The following is a 26,019-nucleotide window of genomic DNA, read 5'->3' as shown; positions in this document are numbered from 1 at the left end:
TTCTGTGTCGACCTGGTTGCTAACTCTGGCCTGATCAGGCCGCTACCTCGTGGAGGCGCGCCCGCCCGTCCGCGATCTCGTCCCAGTAGCGGGCGTAGTCGGCGTCCTCCGAGGGCCCATCAGCCGCGGTCCGGACCCGGCCCAACGGCCGGGCGGGTGCCTGGACCAGCGCGACCCCGGCGGGGCGAGCTGGTGCTCCTCGAGGTGATCGCGGCGGACTGGCCGTGGAGCATCACCAGGGCCTCCGGGTCGTCGAGCCGGAAGCTGATCCGCAGGCCGAGCTGACCGCGCTCGAAACCACCGACGACGGTCGCGTCCGCGCGCTGGTGACCACCATCAGCCGCAGGCCCGCCTTGTGTCCCTCGGAGACCAGGCGGCCGTAGAGCGCGAGGAGCTGCTCACGCATCTTCGGCTGGCCCTTCTCGACCGGGGCCGTCGACGCCAGGCGCAGCAGCCCGGCGAACTCTTCGAGCACGACCACGATCAGCGGAACCCGGCATGGAAGCGGGTGAACTTGTCCCGGCGAGGCGGCAGGTTCCGGATCCGGGTGTCCATCTCCGCGACCAGGCGGACCAGCAGATCCCGGTGTGCCTCAACGTCGCCGACCCGTGGCCTGCCACTCGTGGTGCCGGGTACCCACGTAGGGACGGCCCAGAAGCAACCCAGACAGGTCAGACCCCGCGATCAGGACATCGTCGAGGCGGGCGAGCTGCGCCAGCGCCGAATAGCACCACACGCTCTTGCCCGAGCGGTCGCGCCCTGAATGCAGACGTGCGGCCCCTCCACCCAGGACTGGCGCAGAGGTTGCCGAGCTCGTCTCGGGCGATGTATCTCCACTCGGAGACCGACAGCCCGCGGCCGGCCAACGGAACCGGGACCTCGCCGTCGAGGGGTCGCCATCAGCAGCTCGATCCGACCCACTCCGATCCGCGCGGGTAGACCCGGATCCGGTCATAGCCCAGCGCCGCCGCGATCCGCCGCGACGCCTCGTCAGCACGGAAGTCCTCGATGAGCTGGCCGTGGATCTTGCGCACCACCAGCACCGGTCCGGCCCCGACAGGTCCGCCCGGGCCAGGGTCGGATGACGATCGTGGTCCGGAGCGACCTGCACCGTGTGCGAGAGCCCCGAACCCGCTCACAGACCCGGCGCCACGGTTCACCAGCCGGTCGACAACTCGCGGGCGGCCCGATCCTCGGCGCGCTGCCTGCTCCACATGATCAGTGCTCCTGTCGTGAAGACGCCCCGGTCCGGAGGGGTTCTCCGGCCGGGCCGTGGTCGAGCGGGGTCAGTTGCTCAGCGGGCGATGAGGCGGCGACCGCGTAGTGACGGCGACACCAACAGGATCTGCACCTGTGTGGACGGCCTGATCCATCAGGGCGCGACCGTTCACTCCGTGATCAGCCAGGCCGTGGAACCGCTTCTGTCGCCGATCCGGCGCCTGCTCGTCACGCTGGCGACCCGGGATCGCGGCAAACCGAGCGAGCAGACGGCCGTCATCGATCACCGCATGCACCACGCCCTCCGCCACCACGCCGTGAGCTGGGCCAGCCACGGACCCGGACACCGGCAGTCCGTAGAACGCCCACTTCGTGACGGCCTGCGCCGCGGCATAGTGGAGGCGTGCAGAGCAAGTTCCCGGCGACCCTGCCCGGTGCGTGCTGCTTGTGGCCGACATGCATCGTCCTGGGCCAAGTAGTCCCCGCCGTGATGACCCAGCAGGGCCCCCAGCGCCTCAGGACGGTGATCGCGATCCGCTCGACATGCCTTTGCTCCTTGATCAGCTAGCGACAGCGTGGAGGTGTCGACACGAGTGCGCCGGTGAAAGCCCAGCCGTCGCAGCGGGGCACTGATCCGGCAGCGCCGCCGTCGTCCGGATCTCCTCGGCGTGCTGCACGAGTGCAGTCAGCACCACCAGCACGAGGCCCATCTGGCCGTCGAGCACCGCCACCGCGGCCCCCATCACGCGGCCTGCTCGTTCTTCCGGCCCGAGCCGCCGATCGGCGGATCGCGTCGGCGCGTAGTAGACCTGCGCCCCGACGACCTTGTCCTCACCGGTTTCTTGTCCTTATCGTCTGTCCATCACGCCGACCTCGAAGCCGACCAGCTCGCAGGGCATCCCGGCTGAAACCCGTGGCGCGGTCCTCGTGCGACGCGATCTCACGTTCAGCACCGAAAACGACGGCCGCCCGAACGCCTGGAACCCCACCTGACCTGGCAACCCACTTCGGGTGCCGTTCCGCAAGCACTCCTGATCGGTGTCGCTGCCGAACTTCAGCTTCGGCGCCAGTCCATGACCATCACCATCGTGAAACTCGTCGGTCGATCTTGAAGTTCATCGGCCCTGTTCGACATGCGCATCTCCCATGTTTTCGATCCGCCACTCCGGGCCAGACCGTCCTGTGTTCTTGTCCTCAGTTCGCAGCCTCGAAGTCTGGACGTCTGGACTGATAGAACTACCGTAGCATGAGTCCCCTCAAAGGTCTAGACGTATGAATCAGAGGAGTCAGACGATGGCCCGGAAGTACGAGAAGATCGCCCGCGAGCTGCGAGAAAGGATCACCAACGCACCTATCCGCCGGGTCGACCCTCCCCGCACTCCCCGATTGATGGCGACGTACGAGGTAGCCGGGAGACCGTGCGCAGCGCGGTGTCGGCCCTTGCCAACGAGGCCTGGTGACCCGCTGTCAGTGTCGGAACAGTCGTGCCGACCTCGGCACCGTGGACATGCACAGCCAGCCCGAGACGCGCATCCCGCTGGGAGCACCACCGGGATGACTCAAAGATCGAGACCGTCGAGGCGTCCTACGACGTCGCAACCACGAAGTAGCGCAGCGCCTCGCATTGCCGGGGATCGGTTGTCCACCGAGTCCGCGTACTACAAGGCCGCCACATCGTGTTGCTGCACGATCATGGCTCCCAGCGAGTAGTGCGCGAATCCACTCAGAGACCGGTACGACCCGCCGACAAGGACGCCCACGAGCGGACCGACCTGTACTCGTTCATGCGCGAGCCGGATACCAGCCTGCACAGACAACCGAACGAGTGAGCACTCGGATGCCTGACCCGGACGAACGGACGTCATGTCGATCCCGCCTGGCGTACCCGTGCTGATCACGCTGCGGACCACGCGCGACGCGAGCCAGATCGAGCTGAAACCAGCACCTTCTAGCAACTGGTGATCGAGCAGAGCAGACCTACACAGTGGCGATGTAGTTCCTGGCCAATCGCGCAGAGCCCCCATCGCCCGGTTGCCGGCCAGTCCGCACTCATCAGTTGTCAGTAATACCTGACTGGCAACGTCAGGCTTCTTGACAGCATTGCCAAGCTGTCCTGACAGTTAATTGTCAGCTATCTTGACGATTGTTATTTCGCCAGGCAAGCTTGACTGACAGTGTCAAGGAAGGATGACTGACAAATGGCTCCCGTGAAGACTTGAGCGCCCCTGGAACGTCACCACCACGCATCCGGCTGCCGTGAGCACGAGGTCACGCGCTGGGATCGTCGCCGGCAGGACGACGAGCCGATCAGCAACGACACCGTGGAAGTGCACGTGCGGTACGCGTCGTGCTCGTGCGGTGTCCGGCCAGCTGCGCACCGCCCCCGGTGCCCGCGAGCAGCCTCTGCGACCCGCCGTACCGGGCTCAGACCCGGGAGTCCTGCGCCCCGAGTGGGATGCCCACGTCGTCAGTGGCTCCCTGAGCCGCTGTCGGCCCCGGACCCAACCGAAGACACCCCCGCCGCCCCGCCGGAGCCGCAGGGAGCATCTGAGCGTCCACAGCGACGGCGGCCGAGCAAGCGCGCCAAGCCGGTCGAGCCGACGGCCGCGCCGGAAGCCGCGCCGTCGTCGTCGAGACCAGGCGGTGCCCGAGCCCGACCCCGGAGCTCGTCTAGTCGAGCCGCTGCCGTCGCCGTACCGCAGCCGCCGCTGCCCGCCGAGCGAACGACGCCCTCACCGACCCGTACGCGAAGCGCGCCAAGCCGGATCTCCTGGCCAAGATCGGCGCCGCCACGTCGATGAGCCGCCAGGCCGCACACGAGCGCTGGCGCGTCCTCTGACCACAGCCCGTCACTGACCCAGATCAAGATCAAATGCACCACCGCACCACCGCACCACCCACCACCGCACCACCGCACCACCGCACCTATGCATCACATGGTCTTGAAGGCCGCGTAGCCACCCACCGTGTTCAGCTGCATCGTCGTCGTATCGACGACACGGCGTTTCCTTAGGAAAACGCCTAACTTGGTCCGCCGGAGGCGCCCACCCAGACCACGCCCCTGGCCGAAGATCATCAGATGATGCATAGTCCTGCGGTCCTGGCGTCCTGGCCGTCGCCCTCAGAGCGCCGTAGCGGCCGTAGTAGCTCCGGCGCCGTTCCCGCGCTGTTCGGGTCTTCGGCCGCGAGCGCGGCTTTGAGCCACGCAAACGGGCGTCTCCGGGTCGAGCTGGACGCGCGTTCGTGGTGTCAGCCTCGAACTCGAAGCCAGGCCCCGGGCGTCGAGCCAGGCGCGCCGCGGAACTCCGCCGTGCGAGTCCGATGATCAGGTCCTCCGCGACCGGGTAGATCTTCTTCCAGCTCCGGGCCGGGAGACTCCTGCCAGCTCTCCACCTCCGTCTTCTTCGCGATCTCCTCGTCCTTGACCTCGGTGACCCCGCAGCGCTGCTTGAGCCGTTGGACCACACGAGCTGCTGCATGCCGTGGCTGCCCTTTCCCACTCCTGCCAGAGCGCGACGTCGCGCTCGTTCCGGTGTCGATCGCGTCGGCGAGGATCTGGAACGGCGTGCGGGAGCCGCGCTTGCCGCGCTTCCACCGGCCACCGCGGTCTCGAAGCCAGCTTCGAGATTACTTGCCCATCTTCTCCACCGCGCCGTTACCGACCCGCACGTCGATGCCGTGCTCGCGTGCGCTCATGCCCTTCTTCCCAGCCCCGCGCCCAGCGGTGTAGACCTCGCAGTCAGAGCAGGAATCTCCCGCTCACATCGTCGGGAAGATCAACAGGCGTGGATGTGGAGTGCCAGCCGTTGAGGTCGGTGTGGGTGCCCTCCACTCCCCGACATAGTCCATGTCCAGGTCCGTCTTCCACCGCTTCCACCCCCGCGACTGTGTGAGGTGTCGCCACGCCGCGCTCAGCGCTCGGCGAAGTTCGCGCAGGCTGTGCCCCGTGGTGGCGCATCGTCAGGTCAGCAGTGCGACCGTGCCCCCCCGTCGGCGTTCCAGTTGATCAGCTGTTCGAATCCTTCGAGCGGCGCGCACTGATCTTGCCGAGCACACCGGGCACGCCCACACGCTGCCGCAGGTCGCCAGGCCGCCGAAGCCTGCGTGCCCGTTCCCCCTCCGTCCGGCGTGTGGTGCAACGAGACCTCTCCACCCTCGTTGTCGAGACCCGACCGCACTTCTTGACCCGCGACAGGCTCGTGATCGCGGCCAGCTCCCGGCGAGCCCGGTACTTGTCGCGTAGCGCCTGATCCTGCGTCCCAGAAGCCCCCGCGTGTCCTGACCTGCGTGGCCGCACTTTTCGCGTCGTTACCAAGCGCGGCCGCCGAAGGGCGCACCGAAGCCAGCGCGCCGTCACCGCACACCGCCACGACGACGACGGCCGTGTCCGGCACCCGGCAGAGCCGGGCACCGGCCCGCCTCAGCCTCCGGCCGCGGCCGGCCCGCACTGCCAAGCGCACACCTACGGCGACGCCGACAAACGTCCGTGCCAGCTGCGAGGCGTGTGCCCTCCCTCGAACCGGCCGAGATCGAATGCTGATCAGAACCCGTCAAGGCGGCTGCCCGTCGCTCCGCGATCTTCGACCCTTGACTGAACCTGCCCAGCCTTCAAGCGCCTATATCGAGGAAGGCAGGCGTCGAGACGGCTGTGGAGCCGCTGGGCGAGCCGCTGCCTGTTTCCGGGTGGGAAGTGCCCTCGTCGCGTAGCGCCGCGCTGGGGCTCTAGGTACGCTGTGGGTAGCCACGTTGCCGTGCTCCGATCGCTTCGCAGGGTGACCATTTCCGGCCGACTGCGGCCCCCGGGATGCCAGTCCTGGGGCTCACTTCTGTGTCACCTGGTTGCTAACTCTGGCCTGATCAGGCCGCTACCTCGTGGAGGCGCGCCGCGCCGTCCGCGATCTCGTCCCAGTAGCGGCGTATCGGCGTCCTCCGAGGGCCCATCAGCCGCGGTCCGCGGACCCGGCCCAACGCCGGGCGGTGCCTGGACCAGCGCGACCCCGGCGGGCGAGCTGGTGCTCCTCGAGGTGATCGCGGGCGGACTGCCGTGGAGCATCACCAGGCCTCCGGGTCGTCGACCGGAAGCTGATCCGCAGGCCGAGCTGACCGCGCTCGAAACCACCGACACGTCGCGTCCGCGCGCTGGTGACCACCATCAGCCGCAGGCCCGCCTTGTGTCCCTCGGAACCAGCGCCGTAGAGCGCGAGAGCTGCTCACGCATCTTCGGCTGCCCTTCTCGACCGGGGCCGTCGACGCCAGGCGCAGCAGCCCGGCGAACTCTTCGAGCACGACCACGATCAGCGGGAACCCGCATGGAAGCGGTGAACTTGTCCCGCGAGCGGCAGTTCCGGATCCGGTGTCCATCTCCGCGACCAGGCGGACCAGCAATCCCGTGTGCCTCAACGTCGGCCGACCCGTGCCTGCCACTCGTGGTGCCGGTACCCACGTAGGACGGCCCAGAAGCAACCCAGACAGGTCAGACCCCGCATCAGGACATCGTCGAGGCGGGCGAGCTGCGCCAGCGCCGAATAGCACCACACCTCTTGCCCGAGCGGTCGCGCCCTGAATGCAGACGTGCGCCCCTCCACCCAGGACTGGCGCAGAGGTTGCCGAGCTCGTCTCGGCGATGTGATCTCCACGTCGGAGACCGACAGCCCGCGGCCGGCCAACGGACCGGACCTCGCCGTCGAGGGGTCGCCGATCAGCAGCTCGATCCGGACCCACTCCGATCCGCGCGGTAGACCCGATCCGTCATAGCCCAGCGCCGCCGCGATCCGCCGCGACGCCTCTCAGCACGGAAGTCCTCGATGAGCTGGCCGTGATCTTGCGCACCACCAGCACCGGGTCCGCCCCGACAGTCCGCCCGGCCAGGTCGGGATGACGATCGTGGCCGGAGCGACCTGCACCGTGTGCGAGAGCCCCGAACCCGCTCACAGACCCGGCGCCACGGTTCACCAGCCGGTCGACGAACTCGCGGCGGCCCGATCCTCGCGCGCTGCCTGCTCCACATGATCAGTCTCCTGTCGTGAAGACGCCCCGTCCGGGAGGGTTCTCCGGCCGGGCCGTGTCGAGCGGGGTCAGTTGCTCAGCGGCGATGAGGCGCGACCGCGTATGACGGCGACACCAACAGGATCTGCACCTGTGTGACGGCCTGATCCATCAGGCGCGACCGTTCACTCCGTGATCAGCCAGGCCGTGGAACCGCTTCTGTCGGCCGATCCGGCCCGTGCTCGTCACGCTGGCGACCCGGATCCGGCAAACCGAGCGAGCAGACGCCGTCATCGATCACCGCATGCACCACGCCCTCCGCCACCACGCCGTGAGCTGGCCAGCCACGGACCCGGACACCGGCAGTCCGGTAGAACGCCCACTTCTGACGCCTGCGCCGCGCATAGGGAGCGTGCAGAGCAATTCCCGCGACCCTGCCCGGTGCGTGCTGCTTGTGGCCGACATGCAGTCGTCCTGGCCAAGTAGTCCCCGCCTGATGACCCAGCAGGCCCCCAGCGCCGTCAGGACCGTATCGCGATCCGCTCGGACATGCCTTTGCTCCTTATCAGCTAGCGACAGCGTGGAGTGTCACACGAGCGCCGGTGAAAGCCCAGCCGTCGCAGCGGGCACTGATCCGGCAGCGGCCGCCGTCGTCCGGATCTCCTCGGCGTGCTGCACGAGTGCAGTCAGCACCACCAGCACGAGCCCATCTGCCGTCGAGCACCGCCACCGCGCCCGCCATCACGCGCCTGCTCTTCTTCCGGCCCGAGCCGCCGATCGGCGGATCGCGTCGGCCGTAGTAGACCTGCGCCCCGACGACCTTCCTCACCGGTTCTTGTCCTTGATCGTCTGTCCATCACGCCGACCTCGAAGCCGACCAGCTCGCAGGCATCCCGGCTGAAACCCGTGGCGCGGTCCTCGTGCGACGCGATCGTCACGTTCAGCACCGAAAACGACGGCCGCCCGAACGCCTGGAACCCCACCGTGACCTGGGCAACCCACTTCGGGTGCCGTTCCGCAAGCACTCCTGATCGTGTCGCTGCCGAACTTCAGCTTCGGCGCCAGTCCATGACCATCACCATCGTGAAACTCGTCGGGTCGATCTTGAAGTTCATCGGCCCTGTTCGACATGCGCATCTCCCATGTTTTCGATCCGCCACTCCGGGCCAGACCTCCTGTTCTTGTCCTCAGTTCGCAGCCTCGAAGTCTGGACGTCTGACTGATAGAACTACCGTAGCATGATCCCCTCAAAGTCTAGACGTATGAATCAAGGAGTCAGACGATGCCCGGAAGTACGAGAAGATCGCCCGCGAGCTGCGAGAAAGGATCACCAACGCACCTATCCGCCGGGTCGACCCTCCCCGCACTCCCCGAGTTGATGGCGACGTACGAGGTAGCGCGGAACCGTGCGCAGCCGTGTCGGCCCTTGCCAACGAGGCCTGTGACGCCGCTGTCAGTTCGAACAGTCGTGCCGACCTCGCACCTGGACATGCACAGCCAGCCCGGAGACGCGCATCCCGCGTGGGGAGCACCACCGGGATGACTCAAAGATCGAGACCGTCGAGCGTCCTACGACGTCGCGAACCACGAAGTAGCGCAGCGCCTCGCATTGGCCGGGGATCGGTTGTCCACCGAGTCCGCGTACTACAAGGCCGCCACATCGTGTTGCTGCACGATCAGTGGCTCCCAGCGAGGTAGGTGCGCGAATCCACTCAGAGACCGGGTACGACCCGGCCGACAAGGACGCCCACGAGCGGACCGACCTTACTCGTTCATGCGCGAGCCGGATACCAGCCTGCACAGACAACCGAACAGTGAGCACTCGGATGCCTGACCCGGACGAACGGACGTCATGTCGATCCCGCCTGGCTACCCTGCTGATCACGCTGCGACCACGCGCGACGCGAGCCAGATCGAGCTGGAAACCAGCACCTTCGTAGCAACTGTGATCGAGCAGAGCAGACCTACACAGTGCATGTAGTTCCTGGCCAATCCGCAGAGCCCCCATCGCCGCGGTTGGCCGGCCAGTCCGGCACTCATCAGTTTCAGTAATACCTGACTGCAACGTCAGGCTTCTTGACAGCATGCCAAGCTGTCCTGACAGTTAATTGTCAGGCTATCTTGACGATTGTTATTTCGCCAGCAAGCTTGACTGACAGTGTCAAGGAAGATGACTGACAAATGCTCCCGTAAGACTTGAGCGGCCCCTGAACGTCACCACCACGCATCCGCTGCCGTGACACGAGGTCACGCGCTGGATCGTCGCCGGCAGGACGACGAGCCGATCAGCAACGACACCGTGGAAGGCACGTGCGGTACGCGTCGTGCTCTGCGGTGTCCGGCCAGCTGCGCACCGCCCCCGGTGCCCCGAGCAGCCTCTGCGGACCCGCCGGTACCGGGCTCAGACCCGGAGGTCCTGCGCCCCGAGTGGATGCCCACGTCGGTCAGTGGCTCCCTGAGCCGCTGTCGGCCCCGGACCCAACCGAAGACACCCCCGCCGCCCCGCCGGAGCCGCAGGAGCATCTGAGCGTCCACAGCGACGGCGGCCGAGCAAGCGCGCCAAGCCGGTCGAGCCGACGGCCGCGCCGGAAGCCCGGCCGTCGTCGTCGAGACCAGCGTGCCCGAGCCCGACCCCGGAGCTCGTCTAGTCGAGGCCGCTGCCGTCGCCGGTACCGCAGCCGCCGCTGCCCGCCGAGCGAACGACGCCCTCACCGACGCCGTACGCGAAGCGCGCCAACCGGGATCTCCTGGCCAAGATCGGCGCCGCCACGTCGATGAGCCGCCAGCCGCACACGAGCGCTGGCGCGTCCTCTGACCACAGCCCGTCACTGACCCAGATCAAGATCAAATGCACCACCGCACCACCGCACCACCGCACCACCGCACCACCGCACCACCGCACCTATGCATCACATGGTCTTGAAGGCCGCGTAGCCACCCACCGTGTTCAGCTGCATCGTCGTCGTATCGACGACACGGCGTTTCCTTAGGAAAACGCCTAACTTGGGTCCGCCGGAGGCGCCCACCCAGACCACGCCCCTGGCCGAAGATCATCAGATGATGCATAGTCCTGCGTCCTGGCGGTCCTGGCCGTCGCCCTCAGAGCGCCGTAGCGGCCGGTAGTAGCTCCGGCGCCGTTCCCGGCGCTGTTCGGGGTCTTCGGCCGCGAGCGCGGCTTTGAGCCACGCAAACGGGCGTCTCCGGGTCGAGCTGGACGGCGCGTTCGTGTGTCAGCCTCGAACTCGAAGGCCAGCCCCGGGCGTCGAGCCAGGCGCGCCGGCGGAACTCCGCCGTGGCGAGTCGCGATGATCAGTCCTCCGCGACCGGGTAGATCTTCTTCCAGCTCCGGGCCGGGAGGACTCCTGCCAGCTCTCCACCTCCGTCTTCTTCGGCGATCTCCTCGTCCTTGACCTCGTGACCCCGCAGCGCTGCTTGAGGCCGTTGGACCACACGAGCTGCTGCATGCCGTGGCTGCCCTGTTCCCACTCCTGCCAGAGCGCGACGTCGCGCTCGTTGCCGGTGTCGATCGCGTCGGCGAGGATCTGGAACGGCGTGCGGAGCCGCGCTTGCCGCGCTTCCACCGGCCACCGGCGGTCTCGAAGGCCAGCTTCGAGATGTACTTGCCCATCTTCTCCACCGCGCCGTTACCGACCCGCACGTCGATGCCGTGCTCGGCGGTGGCGCTCATGCCCTTCTTCGCCAGCCCCGCGGCCCAGCGGGTGTAGACCTCGCAGGTCAGAGCAGGAATCTCCGCGCTCACATCGGTCGGGAAGATCAACAGGCGTGGATGTGGAGGTGCCAGCCGTTGAGTCGGTGTGGGTGCCCTCCACTCCCCGGACATAGTCCATGTCCAGTCCGTCTTCCACCGCTTCCACCCCCGCGACTGTGTGAGGTGTCGCCACGCCGCGCTCAGCGCTCGGCGAAGTTCGCGCAGGCTGTGCCCCGGTGGTGGCGCATCGTCAGGTCAGCAGTGCGACCGTGCCCCCCCGTCGGCGTTCCAGTTGATCAGCTGTTCGAATCCTTCGAGCGGCGCGCACTGATCTTGGCCGAGCACACCGGGCACGCCCACACGCTGCCGCAGGTCGCCAGGCCGCCGAAGCCTGCGGTGCCCGTTCCCCCTCCGGTCCGGGCGTGTGGTGCAACGAGACCTCTCCACCCTCGTTGTCGAGACCCGACCGCACTTCTTGACCCGCGACAGGCTCGTGATCGCGGCCAGCTCCCGGCGAGCCCGTACTTGTCGCGTAGCGCCTGATCCTGGCGGTCCCAGAAGCCCCCGCGTGGTCCTGACCTGCGGTGGCCGCACTTTTCGCGTCGTTACCAAGCGCGGCCGCCGAAGGGCGCACCGAAGCCAGCGCGGCCGTCACCGCACACCGCCACGACGACGACGGCCGTGTCCGCACCCGGCAGAGCCGGCACCGGCCCGCCTCAGCCTCCGGCCGGCGGGCCGGCCCGCACTGCCAAGCGCACACCTACGGCGACGCCGACAAACGGTCCGGTGCCAGCTGCGAGGGCGTGTGCCCTCCCTCGAACCGGCCGAGGATCGAATGCTGATCAGAACCCGTCAAGGCGGCTGCGCCGTCGCTCCGCATCTTCGACCCTTGACTGAACCTGCCCAGCCTTCAAGCGGCCTATATCGAGGAAGGCAGGCGTCGAGACGGCTGTGGAGCCGCTGGGCGAGCCGCTGCCTGTTTCCGGGGGGGAAGTGCCCTCGTCGCGTAGCGCCGCGCTGGGGCTCTAGGTACGCTGTGGTAGCCACGTTGCCGGTGCTCCGATCGCTTCGCAGGTGACCATTTCCGGCCGACGTGCGGCCCCCGGGATGCCAGTCCTGGGGGCTCACTTCTGTGTCGACCTGGTTGCTAACTCTGGCCTGATCAGGCCGCTACCTCGTGGAGGCGCGCCGCGCCGTCCGCGATCTCGTCCCAGTAGCGGGCGTAGTCGGCGTCCTCCAGGGCCCATCAGCCGCGTCCGCGGACCCGGCCCAACGCCGGGCGGTGCCTGGACCAGCGCGACCCCGGCGGGGCGAGCTGGTGCTCCTCGAGTGATCGCGGGCGACTGGCCGTGGAGCATCACCAGGCCTCCGGGTCGTCGAGCCGGAAGCTGATCCGCAGGCCGAGCTGACCGCGCTCGAAACCACCGACGACGGTCGCGTCCGCGCGCTGGTGACCACCATCAGCCGCAGCCCGCCTTGTGTCCCTCGGAGACCAGGCGCCGTAGAGCGCGAGGAGCTGCTCACGCATCTTCGGCTGGCCCTTCTCGACCGGGCCGTCGACGCCAGGCGCAGCAGCCCGGCGAACTCTTCGAGCACGACCACGATCAGCGGAACCCGGCATGGAAGCGGGTGAACTTGTCCCGGCGAGCGCAGGTTCCGATCCGGTGTCCATCTCCCGCGACCAGGCGACCAGCAGATCCCGTGTGCCTCAAACGTCGGCCGACCCGGTGGCCTGCCACTCGTGGTGCCGGTACCCACGTAGGACGCCCAGAAGCAACCCAGACAGGTCAGACCCCGCGATCAGGACATCGTCGAGGCGGGCGAGCTGCGCCAGCGCCGAATAGCACCACACGCTCTTGCCCGAGCGGGTCGCGCCCTGAATGCAGACGTGCGGCCCCTCCACCCAGGACTGCGCAGAGGGTTGCCGAGCTCGTCTCGGGCGATGGTGATCTCCACGTCGGAGACCGACAGCCCGCGGCCGGCCAACGGAGCCGGGACCTCGCCTCGAGGGGTCGCCGATCAGCAGCTCGATCCGGACCCACTCCGATCCGCGCGGGTAGACCCGGATCCGGTCATAGCCCAGCGCCGCCGCGATCCGCCGCGACGCCTCGTCAGCACGGAAAGTCCTCGATGAGCTGGCCGTGGATCTTGCGCACCACCAGCACCGGGTCGGCCCCGACAGGTCCGCCCGGGCCAGGTCGGGATGACGATCGTGTGCCGGAGCGACCTGCACCGTGTGCGAGAGCCCCGGAACCCGCTCACAGACCCGGCGCCACGGTCACCAGCCGGTCGACGAACTCGCGGGCGGCCCGATCCTCGGCGCGCTGCCTGCTCCACATGATCAGTGCTCCTGTCGTGAAGACGGCCCCGGTCCGGAGGGGTTCTCCGGGCCGGGCCGTGGTCGAGCGGGGGTCAGTTGCTCAGCGGGCGATGAGGGGCGACCCGGTAGTGACGGCGACACCAACAGGGATCTGCACCTGGTGGTGGACGGCTGATCCATCAGGGGCGACCGTTCACTCCGTGATCAGCCAGGCCGTGGAACCGCTTCTGTCGGCCGATCCGGGCGCCGTGCTCGTCACGCTGGCGACCCGGATGCGGCAAACCGAGCGAGCAGACGGCCGTCATCGATCACCGCATGCACCACGCCTCCGCCACCACGCCGGTGAGCTGGGCAGCCACGGGACCCGGACACCGCAGTCCGGTAGAACGCCCACTTCGTGACGGCCTGCGCCGCGGCATAGGTGGAGGCGTGCAGAGCAAGTTCCCGGCGACCCTGCCCTGCTTGTGGGCCGACATGCAGTCGTCCTGGCCAAGTAGTCCCCGCCGTGATGACCCAGCAGGCCCCCAGCGCCGTCAGGACGGTGATCGCGATCCGCTCGGACATGCCTTTGCTCCTTGATCAGCTAGCGACAGCGGTGGAGGTGGTCGACACGAGTGCGCCGGTGAAGCCAGCGTGCAGCGGGGGCATGATCCGGCAGGCGGCGCCGTCGTCCGGGATCTCCTCGGCGTGCTGGCACGAGGTGCAGGTCAGCCACCAGCACGAGGCCCATCTGGCGTCGGCACGGCCACCGGCGCCCGCATCACGCGGCTGCTCGTTCTTCCGGCCGAGCCCGATCGGGCGGATCGCGTGGCGCGGTAGTAGACTGCGCCGACGACCTTGTCCTCACCGGTGTTCTTGTCCTTGATCGTCTTGTCCATCACGCCTCGAAGCGACAGCTCGCAGGGCATCCGGGCTGAAACCGTGGCGCGGGTCCTCGTGCGACGCGATCGTCACGTTCAGCACGAAACGACGGCGCCCGAAGCCTGGAACCCCACCGTGACTGGGCAACCACTTCGGGGTGCCGTTCCGCAAGCACTCCTGATCGGTGTCGCTGCCGAACTTCAGTTCGGCGCCAGGTCCATGACCATCACATCGTGAACTCGTCGGGTCGATCTTGAAGTTCATCGGGCCTGGTTGACATGCGCATCTCCATGTTTTTCGATCCGCACTCCGGGGCCAGACGTCCTGTGGTTCTTGTCCTCAGTTCGCAGCTCGAAGGTCTGGACGTCTGGACTGATAGAACTACGTGCATGAGTCCCTCAAAGGTCTAGACGTATGAATCAGAGAGGTCAGACGATGGCCGGAAGTAAGAAGATGCCGCGAGCTGCGAGAAGATCACAACGGCCTATCCGCGGGGTGACCTCCCCGACTCCCGATTGATGGGACGTACGAGGTAGGCGGGGAGACCGTGCGCAGCGCGGTGTGGCCTTGCCAAGAGGGCTGGTGAGCCGCTGTCAGGTGTCGGAAGTCGTGCGCGACTCGGACCGTGGACATGCCAGCCAGCCGGAGACGCATCCCGCGTGGGGGAGCACCACGGGGATGACTCAAAGATCGAGACCGTCGAGGCGTCCTACGACGTCGCGAACAGAAGTAGCGCCGCTCGGCATTGGCCGGGGGATCGGGTTGTCACCGAGTCGGCGGTATAAGGGCGCCACTGTGTTGCTGCACGATAGTGGTCCGGCGAGGTAGGTGCGCGAATCCATCAGAGACGGGTACGCGGCCGACAGGAGCCACGAGGGACGACCTGTACTCGTTCATGCGCGAGGCCGGATACCAGCTGCAGACAACGAACGAGTGAGCACTCGGATGCCTGACGGACGAACGGGACGTATGTCGATCGCTGGCGTACCCGTGCTGATCACGCTGCGGACCGCGCGACGCGAGCCAGATCGAGCTGGAAACCAGCACCTTCGTAGCAACTGGTGATCGAGCAGAGCAGACTACACAGTGGCGATGTAGGTTCCTGGCCAATCGCGGCAGAGCCCCATCGCCGCGGTTGGCCGGCCAGTCCGGCACTCATCAGTTGTCAGTAATACCTGACTGGCAACGTCAGGGCTTCTTGACAGCATTGCCAAGCTGTCCTGACAGTTAATTGTCAGGCTATCTTGACGATTGGTTATTTCGCCAGGCAAGCTTGACTGACAGTGTCAAGGAAGGATGACTGACAAATGGCTCCCGTGAAGGACTTGAGCGGCCCCTGGAACGTCACCACCACGCATCCGGCTGCCGGTGAGCACGAGGGTCACGCGCTGGGGATCGTCGCGGGCAGGACGACGAGCCGATCAGCAACGACACCGTGGAAGTGCACGTGCGGTACGCGTCGTGCTCGTGCGGGTGGTCCGGCCAGCTGCGCACGCCCCCGGTGCCCGCGAGCAGCCTCTGCGGACCCGCCGGTACCGGGCTCAGACCCGGGAGGTCTGCGCCCGAGTGGGATGCCCACGTCGGTCAGTGGCTCCTGAGCGTGTCGGCCCGGACCAACCGAAGACACCCCGCGCCGCCGGAGCGCAGGGAGCATCTGAGCGTCCAGGACGGCGGCCGAGCAAGCGCGCCAAGCGGTCGAGCCGACGGCCGCGCGGAAGCCGCGGCGTCGTCGTCGAGGACAGGCGGTGCCGAGCCCGACCCGGAGCTCGTCTAGTCGAGGCCGCTGCCGTCGCCGGTACCGCAGCCGCCGCTGCCCGCCGAGCGAACGACGCCCTCACGACGCCGTACGCGAAGCGCGCCAAGCCGGGATCTCCTGGGCCAAGATCGGCGCCGCACGTCGATGAGCCGCCAGGCGCACACGAGCGCTGGCGCGTCCTCTGACCACAGCCCGTCACTGACCCAGATCAAGATCAAATGCACACCGCACCACCGCACCACCGCACCACGCACCACGCACTATGCATCACATGGTCTTGAAGGCCGCGTAGCACCCCGTGTTCAGCTGCATCGTCGTCGTATCGACGACACGGCGTTTCCTTAGGAAAACGCCTAACTTGGGTCGCCGGAGGCGCCACCAGACACGCCCTGGCGAAGATCATCAGATGATGCATAGGTCCTGGCGGTCCTGGCGGTCCTGGCCGTCGCCTCAGAGCGCGTAGCGGGCCGGTAGTAGCTCCGGCGCCGTTCCCGGCGCTGTTGGGGTCTTCGGCGCGAGCGCGGCTTTGAGCACGCAAACGGGGCGTCTCCGGGGTCGAGCTGGACGGCGCGTTCGGTGGTGTCAGCCTCGAACTCGAAGGCAGGCCCGGGCGTCGAGCCAGGCGCGCGCGGCGGGAACTCCGCGTGGCGAGTCGCGATGATCAGGTCTCCGCGACCGGGTAGATCTTCTTCCAGCTCCGGGCCGGGAGGACTCCTGCAGCTCTCCACTCCGTCTTCTTCGGCGATCTCCTCGTCCTTGACTCGGTGACCCGCAGCGCTGCTTGAGGCGTTGGACACACGAGCTGCTGCATGCCGTGGCTGCCTGTTCCACTCTGCAGAGGCGACGTCGCGCTCGTTGCCGGTGTCGATCGCGTCGGCGAGGATCTGGAACGGCGTGCGGGAGCCGCGCTTGCCGGCTTCCACGGCACCGGCGGTCTCGAAGGCCAGCTTCGAGATGTACTTGCCCATCTTCTCCACGGCCGTTACCGACCGCACGTCGATGCGTGCTCGGCGGTGGCGCTCATGCCTTCTTCGCAGCCCGCGGCCAGCGGGTGTAGACTCGCAGGTCAGAGCAGGAATCTCCGCGCTCACATCGGTCGGGAAGATCAACAGGGCGTGGATGTGGAGGTGCAGCCGTTGAGGTCGGTGTGGGTGCCTCCACTCCCGGACATAGTCCATGTCCAGGTCCGTCTTCCACGTTCCACCCCGCGACTGTGTGAGGTGTCGCCACGCCGCGCTCAGCGTCGGCGAAGTTCGCGCAGGCTGTGGCCGGTGGTGGCGCATCGTCAGGGTCAGCAGTGCGACCGTGCCCCCGGTCGGCGTTCCAGTTGATCAGCTGTTCGAGATCCTTCGAGCGGCGCGCCTGATCTTGGCCGAGCACACGGGCACGCCACACGCTGCCGAGGTGCCAGGCGCGAAGCCTGCGGTGCCGGTTCCCCTCCGGTCCGGGCGTGTGGTGCAACGAGACCTTCCACCTCGTTGGTCGAGACCCGACGCACTTCTTGACCGGACAGGCTCGTGATCGCGGCCAGCTCCGGCGAGCCCGGTATTGTCGCGTAGCGCTGATCCTGGCGGTCCAGAAGGCCCCGCGTGGTCTGACTGCGGTGGCCGCACTTTTCGCGTCGGTTACCAAGCGCGGCCGCGAAGGGCGACCGAAGCCAGCGCGGCCGTCACCGCACCGCAGAGACGACGGCGTGTCCGGCACCCGGCAGAGCGGGCACGGCCCGCTCAGCTCCGGCGGCGGGCCGGGCCGGCACTGCCAAGCGCACACTACGGCGACGCCGACAAACGGTCCGGTGCCAGCTGCGAGGGCGTGGTGCCTCCTCGAACCGGCCGAGGATCGAATGCTGATCAGAACCGTCAAGGGCGGCTGCGCGTGCTCCGCGATCTTCGACCTTGACTGAACTGCCCAGCCTTCAAGCGGCTATATGAGGAAGGGCAGGCGTGAGACGGGCTGTGGAGCGCTGGGGCGAGCCGCTGCTGTTTCGGGGTGGGGAAGTGCCTCGTCGCGTAGCGCCGCGCTGGGGGGCTCTAGGTAGCTGTGGGTAGCCAGTTGGCCGGTGCTCCGATCGCTTCGCAGGGTGACATTTCCGGCGACGTGCGGGCCCGGGATGCCAGTCTGGGGGTCACTTCTGTGTCGACTGGTTGTAACTCTGGCTGATCAGGCGCTACTCGTGGAGGCGCGCCGCGCGTCCGCGATCTCGTCCAGTAGGGGCGTAGTCGGCGTCCTCGAGGGGCCATCAGCGCGGTCCGGGACCGGCCCAACGGCGGGCGGGTGCTGGACCAGCGCGACCCGGGCGGGGCGAGCTGGTGCTCCTCGAGGTGATCGCGGGCGGACTGGCGTGGAGATCACAGGGCTCCGGGTCGTCGAGCGGAAGCTGATCCGCAGGCCGAGCTGACGGCTCGAACACGACGACGGTCGCGTCCGCGCGCTGGGTGACACATCAGCGCAGGCCGCTTGTGTCCTCGGAGACCAGGCGGCGTAGAGCGCGAGGAGCTGCTCACGCATCTTCGGCTGGCCTTCTCGACCGGGGCGTCGACGCCAGGCGCAGCAGCCCGGCGACTCTTCGAGACGACACGATCAGCGGGAACCGGCATGGAAGCGGGTGAACTTGTCCGGGAGGCGGCAGGTTCGGATCCGGGTGTCCATCTCGCGACAGGCGGACAGCAGATCCGGTGTGCTCAACGTCGGCGACCGGTGGCCTGCCATCGTGGTGCGGGTACCACGTAGGGACGGCCAGAAGCAACCAGACAGGTCAGACCGCGATCAGGACTCGTCGAGGCGGGCGAGCTGCGCCAGCGCCGAATAGCACACGCTCTTGCCGAGCGGGTGCGCCCTGAATGCAGACGTGCGGCCTCCACCAGGACTGGCGCAGAGGGTTGCCGAGCTCGGTCTCGGGCGATGGTGATCTCCACGTGGAGACGACAGCCGCGGCCGGCAACGGAGCCGGGACTCGCGTCGAGGGGGTCGCGATCAGCAGCTCGATCCGGACCCTCCGATCCGCGGGGTAGACCGGATCCGGTCATAGCCAGCGCGCGCGATCCGCGCGACGCCTCGTCAGCACGGAAGTCTCGATGAGTGGCGTGGATCTTGCGCACCAGCACGGGTCGGCCGAAGGTCGCCGGCAGGGTCGGGATGAGATCGTGGTGCGGAGGGACTGCACGTGTGCGAGAGCCCGGAACCGCTCACAGACCGGCGCCACGGGTTCCAGCGGTCGCGACTCGCGGGCGGCCCGATCCTCGGCGCTGCTGCTCACATGATAGTGCTCCTGTCGTGAAGAGGCCCGGTCGGGAGGGGGTTCTCCGGGCGGGGCGTGGTCGAGCGGGGGTCAGTTGCTCAGCGGGCGATGAGGGGGCGACCGCGGTAGTGAGGCGACACAACAGGGATCTGCACTGGTGGTGGACGGCTGATCCATCAGGGCGGACCGTTCACTCCGTGATCAGCCAGGCGTGGAACGCTTCTGTCGGCCGATCCGGGCGCGTGCTCGTCAGCTGGCGACCGGGATGCGGCAACCGAGCGAGCAGACGGCGTCATCGATCACCGCATGCCACAGCCTCCGCACACGGTGAGCTGGGCCAGCCACGGGACCGGACACGGCAGTCGGTAGAAGCCATTGTGACGGCCTGCGCGCGGCATAGGTGGAGGCGTGCAGAGCAAGTTCCGGGACCTGCCCGGTGCGGTGCTGCTTGTGGGCCGACATGCAGTCGTCCTGGGCCAAGTAGTCCCGCGTGATGACCAGCAGGGCCCAGGCCGTCAGGACGGTGATCGCGATCCGTCGGACATGCTTTGCTCTTGATCAGCTAGGACAGCGGTGGAGGTGGTCGACACGAGTGGCCGGTGAAAGCCAGCGTCGCAGCGGGGGCACTGATCGGCAGGCGGCGCCGTCGTCCGGGATCTCCTCGGCGTGCTGGCACGAGGTGCAGGTCAGCACACCAGCAGAGGCCATCTGGCCGTCGAGCACGGCACGGCGGCCCGCCATCAGCGGCTGCTCGTTCTTCCGGCCGAGCCGCGATCGGGCGGATCGCGTCGGCGCGGTAGTAGACCTGCGCCCCGACGACTTGTCCTCACCGGTGTTCTTGTCCTTGATCGTCTTGTCCATCAGCCGACCTCGAAGCCGACCAGCTCGCAGGGCATCCGGGCTGAAACCGTGGCGCGGGTCTCGTGCGACGCGATCGTCACGTTCAGCACCGAAAACGACGGCGCCGACGCTGGAACCACCGTGACTGGGCACCCATTCGGGGTGCGTTCGCAAGCACTCCTGTCGGTGTCGCTGCGAACTTCAGCTTCGGCGCCAGGTCATGACCATCACATCGTGAAACTCGTCGGGTCGATCTTGAAGTTATCGGGCCTGGTTCGACATGCGCATCTCCATGTTTTTCGATCCGCCACTCCGGGGCAGACGTCCTGTGGTTCTTGTCCTCAGTTCGCAGCCTCGAAGGTCTGGACGTCTGGACTGATAGAACTACCGTAGCATGAGTCCCTCAAAGGTCTAGACGTATGAATCAGAGGAGGTCAGACGATGGCCGGAAGTAGAGAAGATCGCCGCGAGCTGCGAGAAAGGATCACAACGGCCTATCCGCGGGGTCGACCTCCGCACTCCCGAGTTGATGGGAGTACGAGGTAGGCGGGAGACGTGGCAGCGCGGTGTCGGCCTTGCCAACGAGGGCTGGTGACGCCGCTGTCAGGTGTCGGAACAGTCGTGCGCGACTCGGCACCGTGGACATGCACAGCCAGCCGGAGACGCGCATCCGCGTGGGGGAGCACACCGGGGATGACTCAAAGATCGAGACCGTCGAGGCGTCCTACGAGTCGCGAACACGAGTAGCGCAGCGCTCGGCATTGGCGGGGGGATGGGTTGTCACGAGTCGGCGGTATACAAGGGCGCCAATCGTGTTGCTGCACGATCAGTGGCTCCAGGCGAGGTAGGTGGCGAATCCATCAGAGACGGGTAGACCGGCGACAGGAGCCACGAGCGGACCGACCTGTACTCGTTCATGCGCGAGGCCGGATACCAGCTGCACAGACACCGAACGAGTGAGCACTCGATGCCTGACCCGGAGAACGGGACGTCATGTGATCCGCTGGCGTACCGTGCTGATCACGCTGCGGACACGCGCGACGCGAGCCAGATCGAGCTGGAAACCGCACTTCGTAGCACTGGTGATCGAGCAGAGACCTACACAGTGGCGATGTAGGTTCCTGGCAATCGCGGCAGAGCCCCATGCGCGGTTGGCCGGCCAGTCCGGCACTCATCAGTTGTCAGTAATACTGATGGCAGTCAGGGCTTCTTGAAGCATTGCCAAGCTGTCCTGACAGTTAATTGTCAGGCTATCTTGACGATTGGTTATTTCGCCAGGCAAGCTTGACTGACGTGTCAAGGAAGGATGACTGACAATGGCTCCCGTGAAGGACTTGAGCGGCCCTGGAACGTCACACCACGCATCGGCTGCGGTGAGCAGAGGGTCACGCGCTGGGGATGTCGCGGGCAGGACGACGAGCCGATCAGCAACGACACCGTGGAAGTGCACGTGCGGTAGCGTCGTGCTCGTGCGGGTGGTCGGCAGCTGCGCACCGCCCGGTGCCGCGAGCAGCCTCTGCGGACCCGCCGGTACGGGCTCAGACCCGGGAGGTCCTGCGCCCGAGTGGGATGCCACGTCGGTCAGTGGTCCTGAGCCGCTGTCGGCCCGGACCAACGAAGACACCCGCGCCCCGCGGAGCGCAGGGAGCATCTGAGCGTCCACAGCGAGGCGGCCGAGCAAGGCGCCAAGCCGGTCGAGCCGACGGCCGGCGGAAGCCGCGGCGTCGTCGTCGAGGACCAGGCGGTGCCGAGCCGACCCGGAGCTCGTCTAGTCGAGGCGCTGCCGTCGGGTACGAGCCGCGCTGCCGCCGAGCGAACGACGCCTCACGACGCCGTACGCGAAGCGCGCCAAGCCGGGATCTCCTGGGCAAGATCGGCGCGCCACGTCGATGAGCCGCCAGGCCGCACGAGCGCTGGCGCGTCTCTGACCAGCCGTCACTGACCAGATCAGATCAAATGCACCACGCACACCGACACGCACCACGCACACCGCACCGCCTATGCATCACATGGTCTTGAAGGCCGCGTAGCCACCCACGTGTTCAGCTGCATCGTCGTCGTATGACGAACGGCGTTTCCTTAGGAAAACGCTAATTGGGTCGCGGAGGCGCCACCAGACCAGCCCTGGCGAAGATCATCAGATGATGCATAGGTCTGGCGGTCCTGGCGGTCCTGGCGTCGCCCTCAGAGGCCGTAGCGGGCGGTAGTAGCTCGGCGCGTTCCCGGGCTGTTCGGGGTCTTCGGCGCGAGCGCGGCTTTGAGCCACGCAAACGGGGCGTTCCGGGGTCGAGCTGGACGGCGCGTTCGGTGGTGTCAGCCTCGAACTCGAAGGCCAGGCCGGGGTCGAGCCAGGCGCGCGCGGCGGGAATCCGCCGTGGCGAGTCGCGATGATAGGTCTCCGCGACGGGTAGATCTTCTTCCAGCTCCGGGCGGGAGGATCCTGCCAGCTCTCCACTCCGTCTTCTTCGGGATCTCCTCGTCTTGACTCGGTGACCGCAGCGCTGCTTGAGGCGTTGGACCACACGAGCTGCTGCATGCCGTGGCTGCCTGTTCCACTCTGCCAGAGCGCGACGTCGCGCTCGTTGCCGGTGTCGATCGCGTCGGCGAGGATTGGAACGGCGTGCGGGAGCCGCGCTTGCCGGCTTCACCGGCACGGCGGTCTGAAGGCAGCTTCGAGATGTACTTGCCATCTTCTCCACGCGCCGTTACGACCGCACGTCGATGCGTGCTCGGCGGTGGCGTCATGCTTCTTGCAGCCCCGCGGCCAGCGGGTGTAGACTCGAGGTCAGAGCAGGAATTCGCGCTCACATCGGTCGGGAAGATAACAGGGGGTGGATGTGGAGGTGCAGCCGTTGAGGTGGTGTGGGTGCCTCCATCCCCGGACATAGTCTGTCAGGTCGTCTTCCACCGTTCCACCCGCGACTGTGTGAGGTGTGCAGCCGGCTCAGCGCTCGGCGAAGTTCGCGCAGGCTGGTGGCCCGGTGGTGGCGCATCGTCAGGGTCAGCAGTGCGACCGTGCCCCGGTGGCGTTCAGTTGATAGCTGTTCGAGATCTTCGAGCGGGCCGCACTGATTTGGCGAGCAACGGGACGCCCACACGCTGCGCAGGTGCCAGGCGCGAAGCCTGCGGTGCCGGTTCCTCCGGTCGGGCGTGTGGTGCAACGAGACTCTCCACTCGTTGGTGAGACCCGACCGACTTTTGACCGCGACAGGCTCGTGATGCGGCAGCTCCGGCGAGCCGGTACTTGTCGCGTAGCGCCTGATCTGGCGGTCCAGAGGCCCGGTGGTCCTGACCTGCGGTGGCCGATTTTGCGTCGTTACCAAGCGCGGCGCGAAGGGCGACCGAGCCAGCGGGGCGTCCGAACCGCCAGAGACGACGGCGTGTCGGCACCCGGCAGAGCCGGGCACGGCCCGCTCAGCTCCGGCGGCGGGCCGGGCCCGGCTGCCAGCGCACACCTACGGCGAGCCGACAACGGTCGGTGCCAGCTGCGAGGGCGTGGTGCCCTCCCTCGAACGGCCGAGGATCGAATGCTGATCAGAACCCGTCAAGGGCGGCTGCGCCGTCGCTCCGCGATCTTCGACCTTGACTGAACCTGCCCAGCCTTCAAGCGGCCTATATCGAGGAAGGGCAGGCGTCGAGACGGGCTGTGGAGCCGCTGGGGCGAGCCGCTGCTGTTTCCGGGGTGGGGAAGTGCCCTCGTCGCGTAGCGCCGCGCTGGGGGGCTCTAGGTACGCTGTGGGTAGCCACGTTGGCCGGTGCTCCGATCGCTTCGCAGGGTGACCATTTCCGGCCGACGTGCGGGCCCGGGATGCCAGTCCTGGGGGCTCACTTCTGTGTCGACCTGGTTGCTAACTCTGGCCTGATCAGGCCGCTACCTCGTGGAGGCGCGCCGCGCCGTCCGCGATCTCGTCCCAGTAGCGGGCGTAGTCGGCGTCCTCCGAGGGGCCCATCAGCCGCGGTCCGCGGACCCGGCCAACGGCCGGGCGGGTGCCTGGACCAGCGCGACCCGGGCGGGGCGAGCTGGTGCTCCTCGAGGTGATCGCGGGCGGACTGGCCGTGGAGCATCACCAGGGCCTCCGGGTCGTCGAGCCGGAAGCTGATCCGCAGGCCGAGCTGACCGCGCTCGAAACCACGACGACGGTCGCGTCCGCGCGCTGGGTGACCACCATCAGCCGCAGGCCCGCCTTGTGTCCTCGGAGACAGGCGGCCGTAGAGCGGAGGAGCTGCTCACGCATCTTCGGCTGGCCCTTCTCGACCGGGGCCGTCGACGCCAGGCGCAGCAGCCGGCGAACTCTTCGAGCACGACCACGATCAGCGGGAACCCGGCATGGAAGCGGGTGAACTTGTCCCGGCGAGGCGGCAGGTTCGGGATCCGGGTGTCCATCTCCGCGACCAGGCGGACCAGCAGATCCCGGTGTGCCTCAACGTCGGCCGACCGGTGGCCTGCCACTCGTGGTGCCGGGTACCACGTAGGGACGGCCCAGAAGCAACCGACAGGTCAGACCCGCGATCAGGACATCGTCGAGGCGGGCGAGCTGCGCCAGCGCCGAATAGCACCACACGCTCTTGCCCGAGCGGGTCGCGCCTGAATGCAGACGTGCGGCCCTCCACCCAGGACTGGCGCAGAGGGTTGCCGAGCTCGTCTCGGGCGATGGTGATCTCCACGTCGGAGACCGACAGCCGCGCGGCCGGCCAACGGAGCCGGACCTCGCCGTCGAGGGGTCGCCGATCAGCAGCTCGATCCGGACCCACTCCGATCCGCGGGTAGACCCGGATCCGGTCATAGCCCAGCGCCGCGCGATCCGCCGCGACGCCTCGTCAGCACGGAAGTCTCGATGAGCTGGCCGTGGATCTTGCGCACCACCAGCACCGGGTGGCCCCGACAGGTCCGCCGGGCCAGGGTCGGGATGACGATCGTGGTGCGGAGGCGACTGCACCGTGTGCGAGAGCCCCGGAACCCGCTCACAGACCCGGCGCCACGGGTTCACCAGCCGGTCGACGAACTCGCGGGCGGCCCGATCCTCGGCGCGCTGCCTGCTCCACATGATCAGTGCTCCTGTCGTGAAGACGGCCCGGTCCGGGAGGGGGTTCTCCGGGCGGGGCCGTGGTCGAGCGGGGGTCAGTTGCTCAGCGGGCGATGAGGGCGGCGACCGCGGTAGTGCGGCGACACCAACAGGGATCTGCACCTGGTGGTGGACGGCCTGATCCATCAGGGCGCGACCGTTCACTCCGTGATCAGCCAGGCCGTGGAACCGCTTCTGTCGGCCGATCCGGGCGCCGTGCTCGTCACGCTGGCGACCCGGGATCGCGGCAAACCGAGCGAGCAGACGGCCGTCATCGATCACCGCATGCACCACGCCCTCCGCCACCACGCCGGTGAGCTGGGCCAGCCACGGGACCCGGACACGGCAGTCCGGTAGAACGCCCTTCGTGACGGCCTGCGCCGCGGCATAGGTGGAGGCGTGCAGAGCAAGTTCCGGCGACCTGCCGGTGCGGTGCTGCTTGTGGGCCGAATGCAGTCGTCCTGGCCAAGTAGTCCCGCCGTGATGACCCAGCAGGGCCCCCAGCGCGTCAGGACGGTGATCGCGATCCGCTCGGACATGCCTTTGCTCCTTGATCAGCTAGCGACAGCGGTGGAGGTGGTCGACACGAGTGCGCCGGTGAAAGCCCAGCGTCGCAGCGGGGCACTGATCCGGCAGGCGGCCGCCGTCGTCCGGGATCTCCTCGGCGTGCTGGCACGAGGTGCAGGTCAGCACCACCAGCACGAGGCCCATCTGGCCGTCGAGCACCGGCCACCGGCGGCCGCCATCAGCGGCCTGCTCGTTCTTCGGCCCGAGCCGCCGATCGGGCGGATCGCGTCGGCGCGGTAGTAGACCTGCGCCCGACGACCTTGTCCTCACCGGTGTTTTTGTCCTTGATCGTCTTGTCCATCACGCCGACCTCGAAGCGACAGCTCGCAGGGCATCCGGGCTGAAACCGTGGCGCGGGTCCTCGTGCGACGCGATCGTCACGTTCAGCACCGAAAACGACGGCCGCCGAACGCCTGGAACCCACCGTGACCTGGCAACCACTTCGGGGTGCCGTTCCGCAAG

15 protein-coding genes are annotated in these 26,019 nt (G+C 67.7%); 3 read left to right on the top strand and 12 right to left on the bottom strand.

The features are described 5' to 3' along the window. Positions 1 to 232: 232 nt before the first annotated feature. The 5 genes from Ae717Ps2_RS34470 to Ae717Ps2_RS37920 form a co-directional block, all read right to left on the bottom strand. Positions 233 to 481: a hypothetical protein gene (locus Ae717Ps2_RS34470; protein ID WP_075334962.1), complete on the bottom strand. Its 249-nt coding sequence runs from the start codon at positions 479 to 481 to the stop codon at positions 233 to 235. Positions 482 to 592: 111 nt separating this feature from the next. Then, on the bottom strand, positions 593 to 736 hold the full coding sequence (locus tag Ae717Ps2_RS37930) for a hypothetical protein (protein WP_158071650.1): 144 nt from the start codon (positions 734 to 736) through the stop codon (positions 593 to 595). Positions 737 to 899: 163 nt separating this feature from the next. Then, positions 900 to 1,037 (bottom strand): hypothetical protein, encoded by a 138-nt coding sequence (locus Ae717Ps2_RS39785; RefSeq protein WP_233147898.1) that lies wholly within the window; start codon positions 1,035 to 1,037, stop codon positions 900 to 902. A gap of 6,852 nt (positions 1,038 to 7,889) precedes the next feature. Then, a complete protein-coding gene (locus tag Ae717Ps2_RS37085; RefSeq protein ID WP_144276133.1) occupies positions 7,890 to 8,228 on the bottom strand; it encodes a hypothetical protein in 339 nt (112 codons plus the stop codon). Positions 8,229 to 10,512: 2,284 nt separating this feature from the next. After that, the gene (locus Ae717Ps2_RS37920; RefSeq protein WP_158071648.1) at positions 10,513 to 10,653 is read right to left on the bottom strand and encodes a hypothetical protein; all 141 of its coding nucleotides are present in this window, start codon (positions 10,651 to 10,653) and stop codon (positions 10,513 to 10,515) included. Positions 10,654 to 10,670: 17 nt separating this feature from the next. Here Ae717Ps2_RS37920 and Ae717Ps2_RS34455 point away from each other — a divergent pair, with 17 nt between their 5' ends. After that, positions 10,671 to 10,928, top strand: a complete 258-nt coding sequence (locus Ae717Ps2_RS34455) for a hypothetical protein (RefSeq protein WP_075334959.1) — start codon at positions 10,671 to 10,673, stop codon at positions 10,926 to 10,928. A 1,341-nt stretch (positions 10,929 to 12,269) separates the two neighbouring features. Here the strand turns inward: Ae717Ps2_RS34455 and Ae717Ps2_RS37915 are convergent. The 7 genes from Ae717Ps2_RS37915 to Ae717Ps2_RS37060 form a co-directional block, all read right to left on the bottom strand. After that, a complete protein-coding gene (locus Ae717Ps2_RS37915) occupies positions 12,270 to 12,440 on the bottom strand; it encodes a hypothetical protein (RefSeq protein ID WP_158071647.1) in 171 nt (56 codons plus the stop codon). A gap of 180 nt (positions 12,441 to 12,620) precedes the next feature. Further along, positions 12,621 to 12,815 carry a hypothetical protein gene (locus Ae717Ps2_RS34450; RefSeq protein WP_075334958.1) on the bottom strand — a complete coding sequence of 65 codons (195 nt, stop codon included), beginning with the start codon at positions 12,813 to 12,815 and terminating at the stop codon, positions 12,621 to 12,623. 672 nt (positions 12,816 to 13,487) lie between these two features. After that, positions 13,488 to 13,796: a hypothetical protein gene (locus tag Ae717Ps2_RS37080; protein ID WP_144276132.1), complete on the bottom strand. Its 309-nt coding sequence runs from the start codon at positions 13,794 to 13,796 to the stop codon at positions 13,488 to 13,490. 279 nt (positions 13,797 to 14,075) lie between these two features. Then, a complete protein-coding gene (locus Ae717Ps2_RS37075) occupies positions 14,076 to 14,357 on the bottom strand; it encodes a hypothetical protein (RefSeq protein WP_144276131.1) in 282 nt (93 codons plus the stop codon). Between the two features lie 1,845 nt (positions 14,358 to 16,202). Beyond that, positions 16,203 to 17,027, bottom strand: coding sequence for a hypothetical protein (locus tag Ae717Ps2_RS37070; protein WP_144276130.1), 825 nt, complete (start codon positions 17,025 to 17,027; stop codon positions 16,203 to 16,205). Positions 17,028 to 19,645: 2,618 nt separating this feature from the next. Next, positions 19,646 to 19,948 carry a hypothetical protein gene (locus tag Ae717Ps2_RS37065; protein ID WP_144276129.1) on the bottom strand — a complete coding sequence of 101 codons (303 nt, stop codon included), beginning with the start codon at positions 19,946 to 19,948 and terminating at the stop codon, positions 19,646 to 19,648. Positions 19,949 to 24,095: 4,147 nt separating this feature from the next. Then, positions 24,096 to 24,377, bottom strand: a complete 282-nt coding sequence (locus tag Ae717Ps2_RS37060; RefSeq protein WP_144276128.1) for a hypothetical protein — start codon at positions 24,375 to 24,377, stop codon at positions 24,096 to 24,098. 739 nt (positions 24,378 to 25,116) lie between these two features. Here Ae717Ps2_RS37060 and Ae717Ps2_RS34440 point away from each other — a divergent pair. Together Ae717Ps2_RS34440 and Ae717Ps2_RS34435 are read left to right on the top strand one after the other, a co-directional pair. Continuing rightward, the gene (locus tag Ae717Ps2_RS34440; protein WP_075334956.1) at positions 25,117 to 25,347 is read left to right on the top strand and encodes a hypothetical protein; all 231 of its coding nucleotides are present in this window, start codon (positions 25,117 to 25,119) and stop codon (positions 25,345 to 25,347) included. A gap of 42 nt (positions 25,348 to 25,389) precedes the next feature. Then, positions 25,390 to 25,797 (top strand): hypothetical protein, encoded by a 408-nt coding sequence (locus tag Ae717Ps2_RS34435; RefSeq protein WP_144276127.1) that lies wholly within the window; start codon positions 25,390 to 25,392, stop codon positions 25,795 to 25,797. The last annotated feature ends 222 nt before the right edge of the window (positions 25,798 to 26,019 follow it).

Source organism: Pseudonocardia sp. Ae717_Ps2, from assembly GCF_001932475.1.
Taxonomy (GTDB): Bacteria; Actinomycetota; Actinomycetes; order Mycobacteriales; family Pseudonocardiaceae; genus Pseudonocardia.
This window is presented reverse-complemented; position numbering and strand designations above follow the sequence as displayed.

What these genes read in the sequence shown, in the direction of transcription:
- Ae717Ps2_RS37070 (WP_144276130.1), bottom strand. Translation starts at nt 17,027, where the DNA reads ATGGACTATGTCCGGGAGTGGAGGCACCCACACCGACCTCAACGGCTG.
- Ae717Ps2_RS37075 (WP_144276131.1), bottom strand. Translation starts at nt 14,357, where the DNA reads ATGAACTTCAAGATCGACCCGACGAGTTCACGATGTGATGGTCATGGA.
- Ae717Ps2_RS37065 (WP_144276129.1), bottom strand. Translation starts at nt 19,948, where the DNA reads ATGGACAAGACGATCAAGGACAAGAACACCGGTGAGGACAAGTCGTCG.
- Ae717Ps2_RS37080 (WP_144276132.1), bottom strand. Translation starts at nt 13,796, where the DNA reads ATGTCCGAGCGGATCGCGATCACCGTCCTGACGGCGCTGGGGGCCTGC.
- Ae717Ps2_RS37915 (WP_158071647.1), bottom strand. Translation starts at nt 12,440, where the DNA reads ATGCGTGAGCAGCTCCTCGCGCTCTACGGCGCCTGGTCTCCGAGGGAC.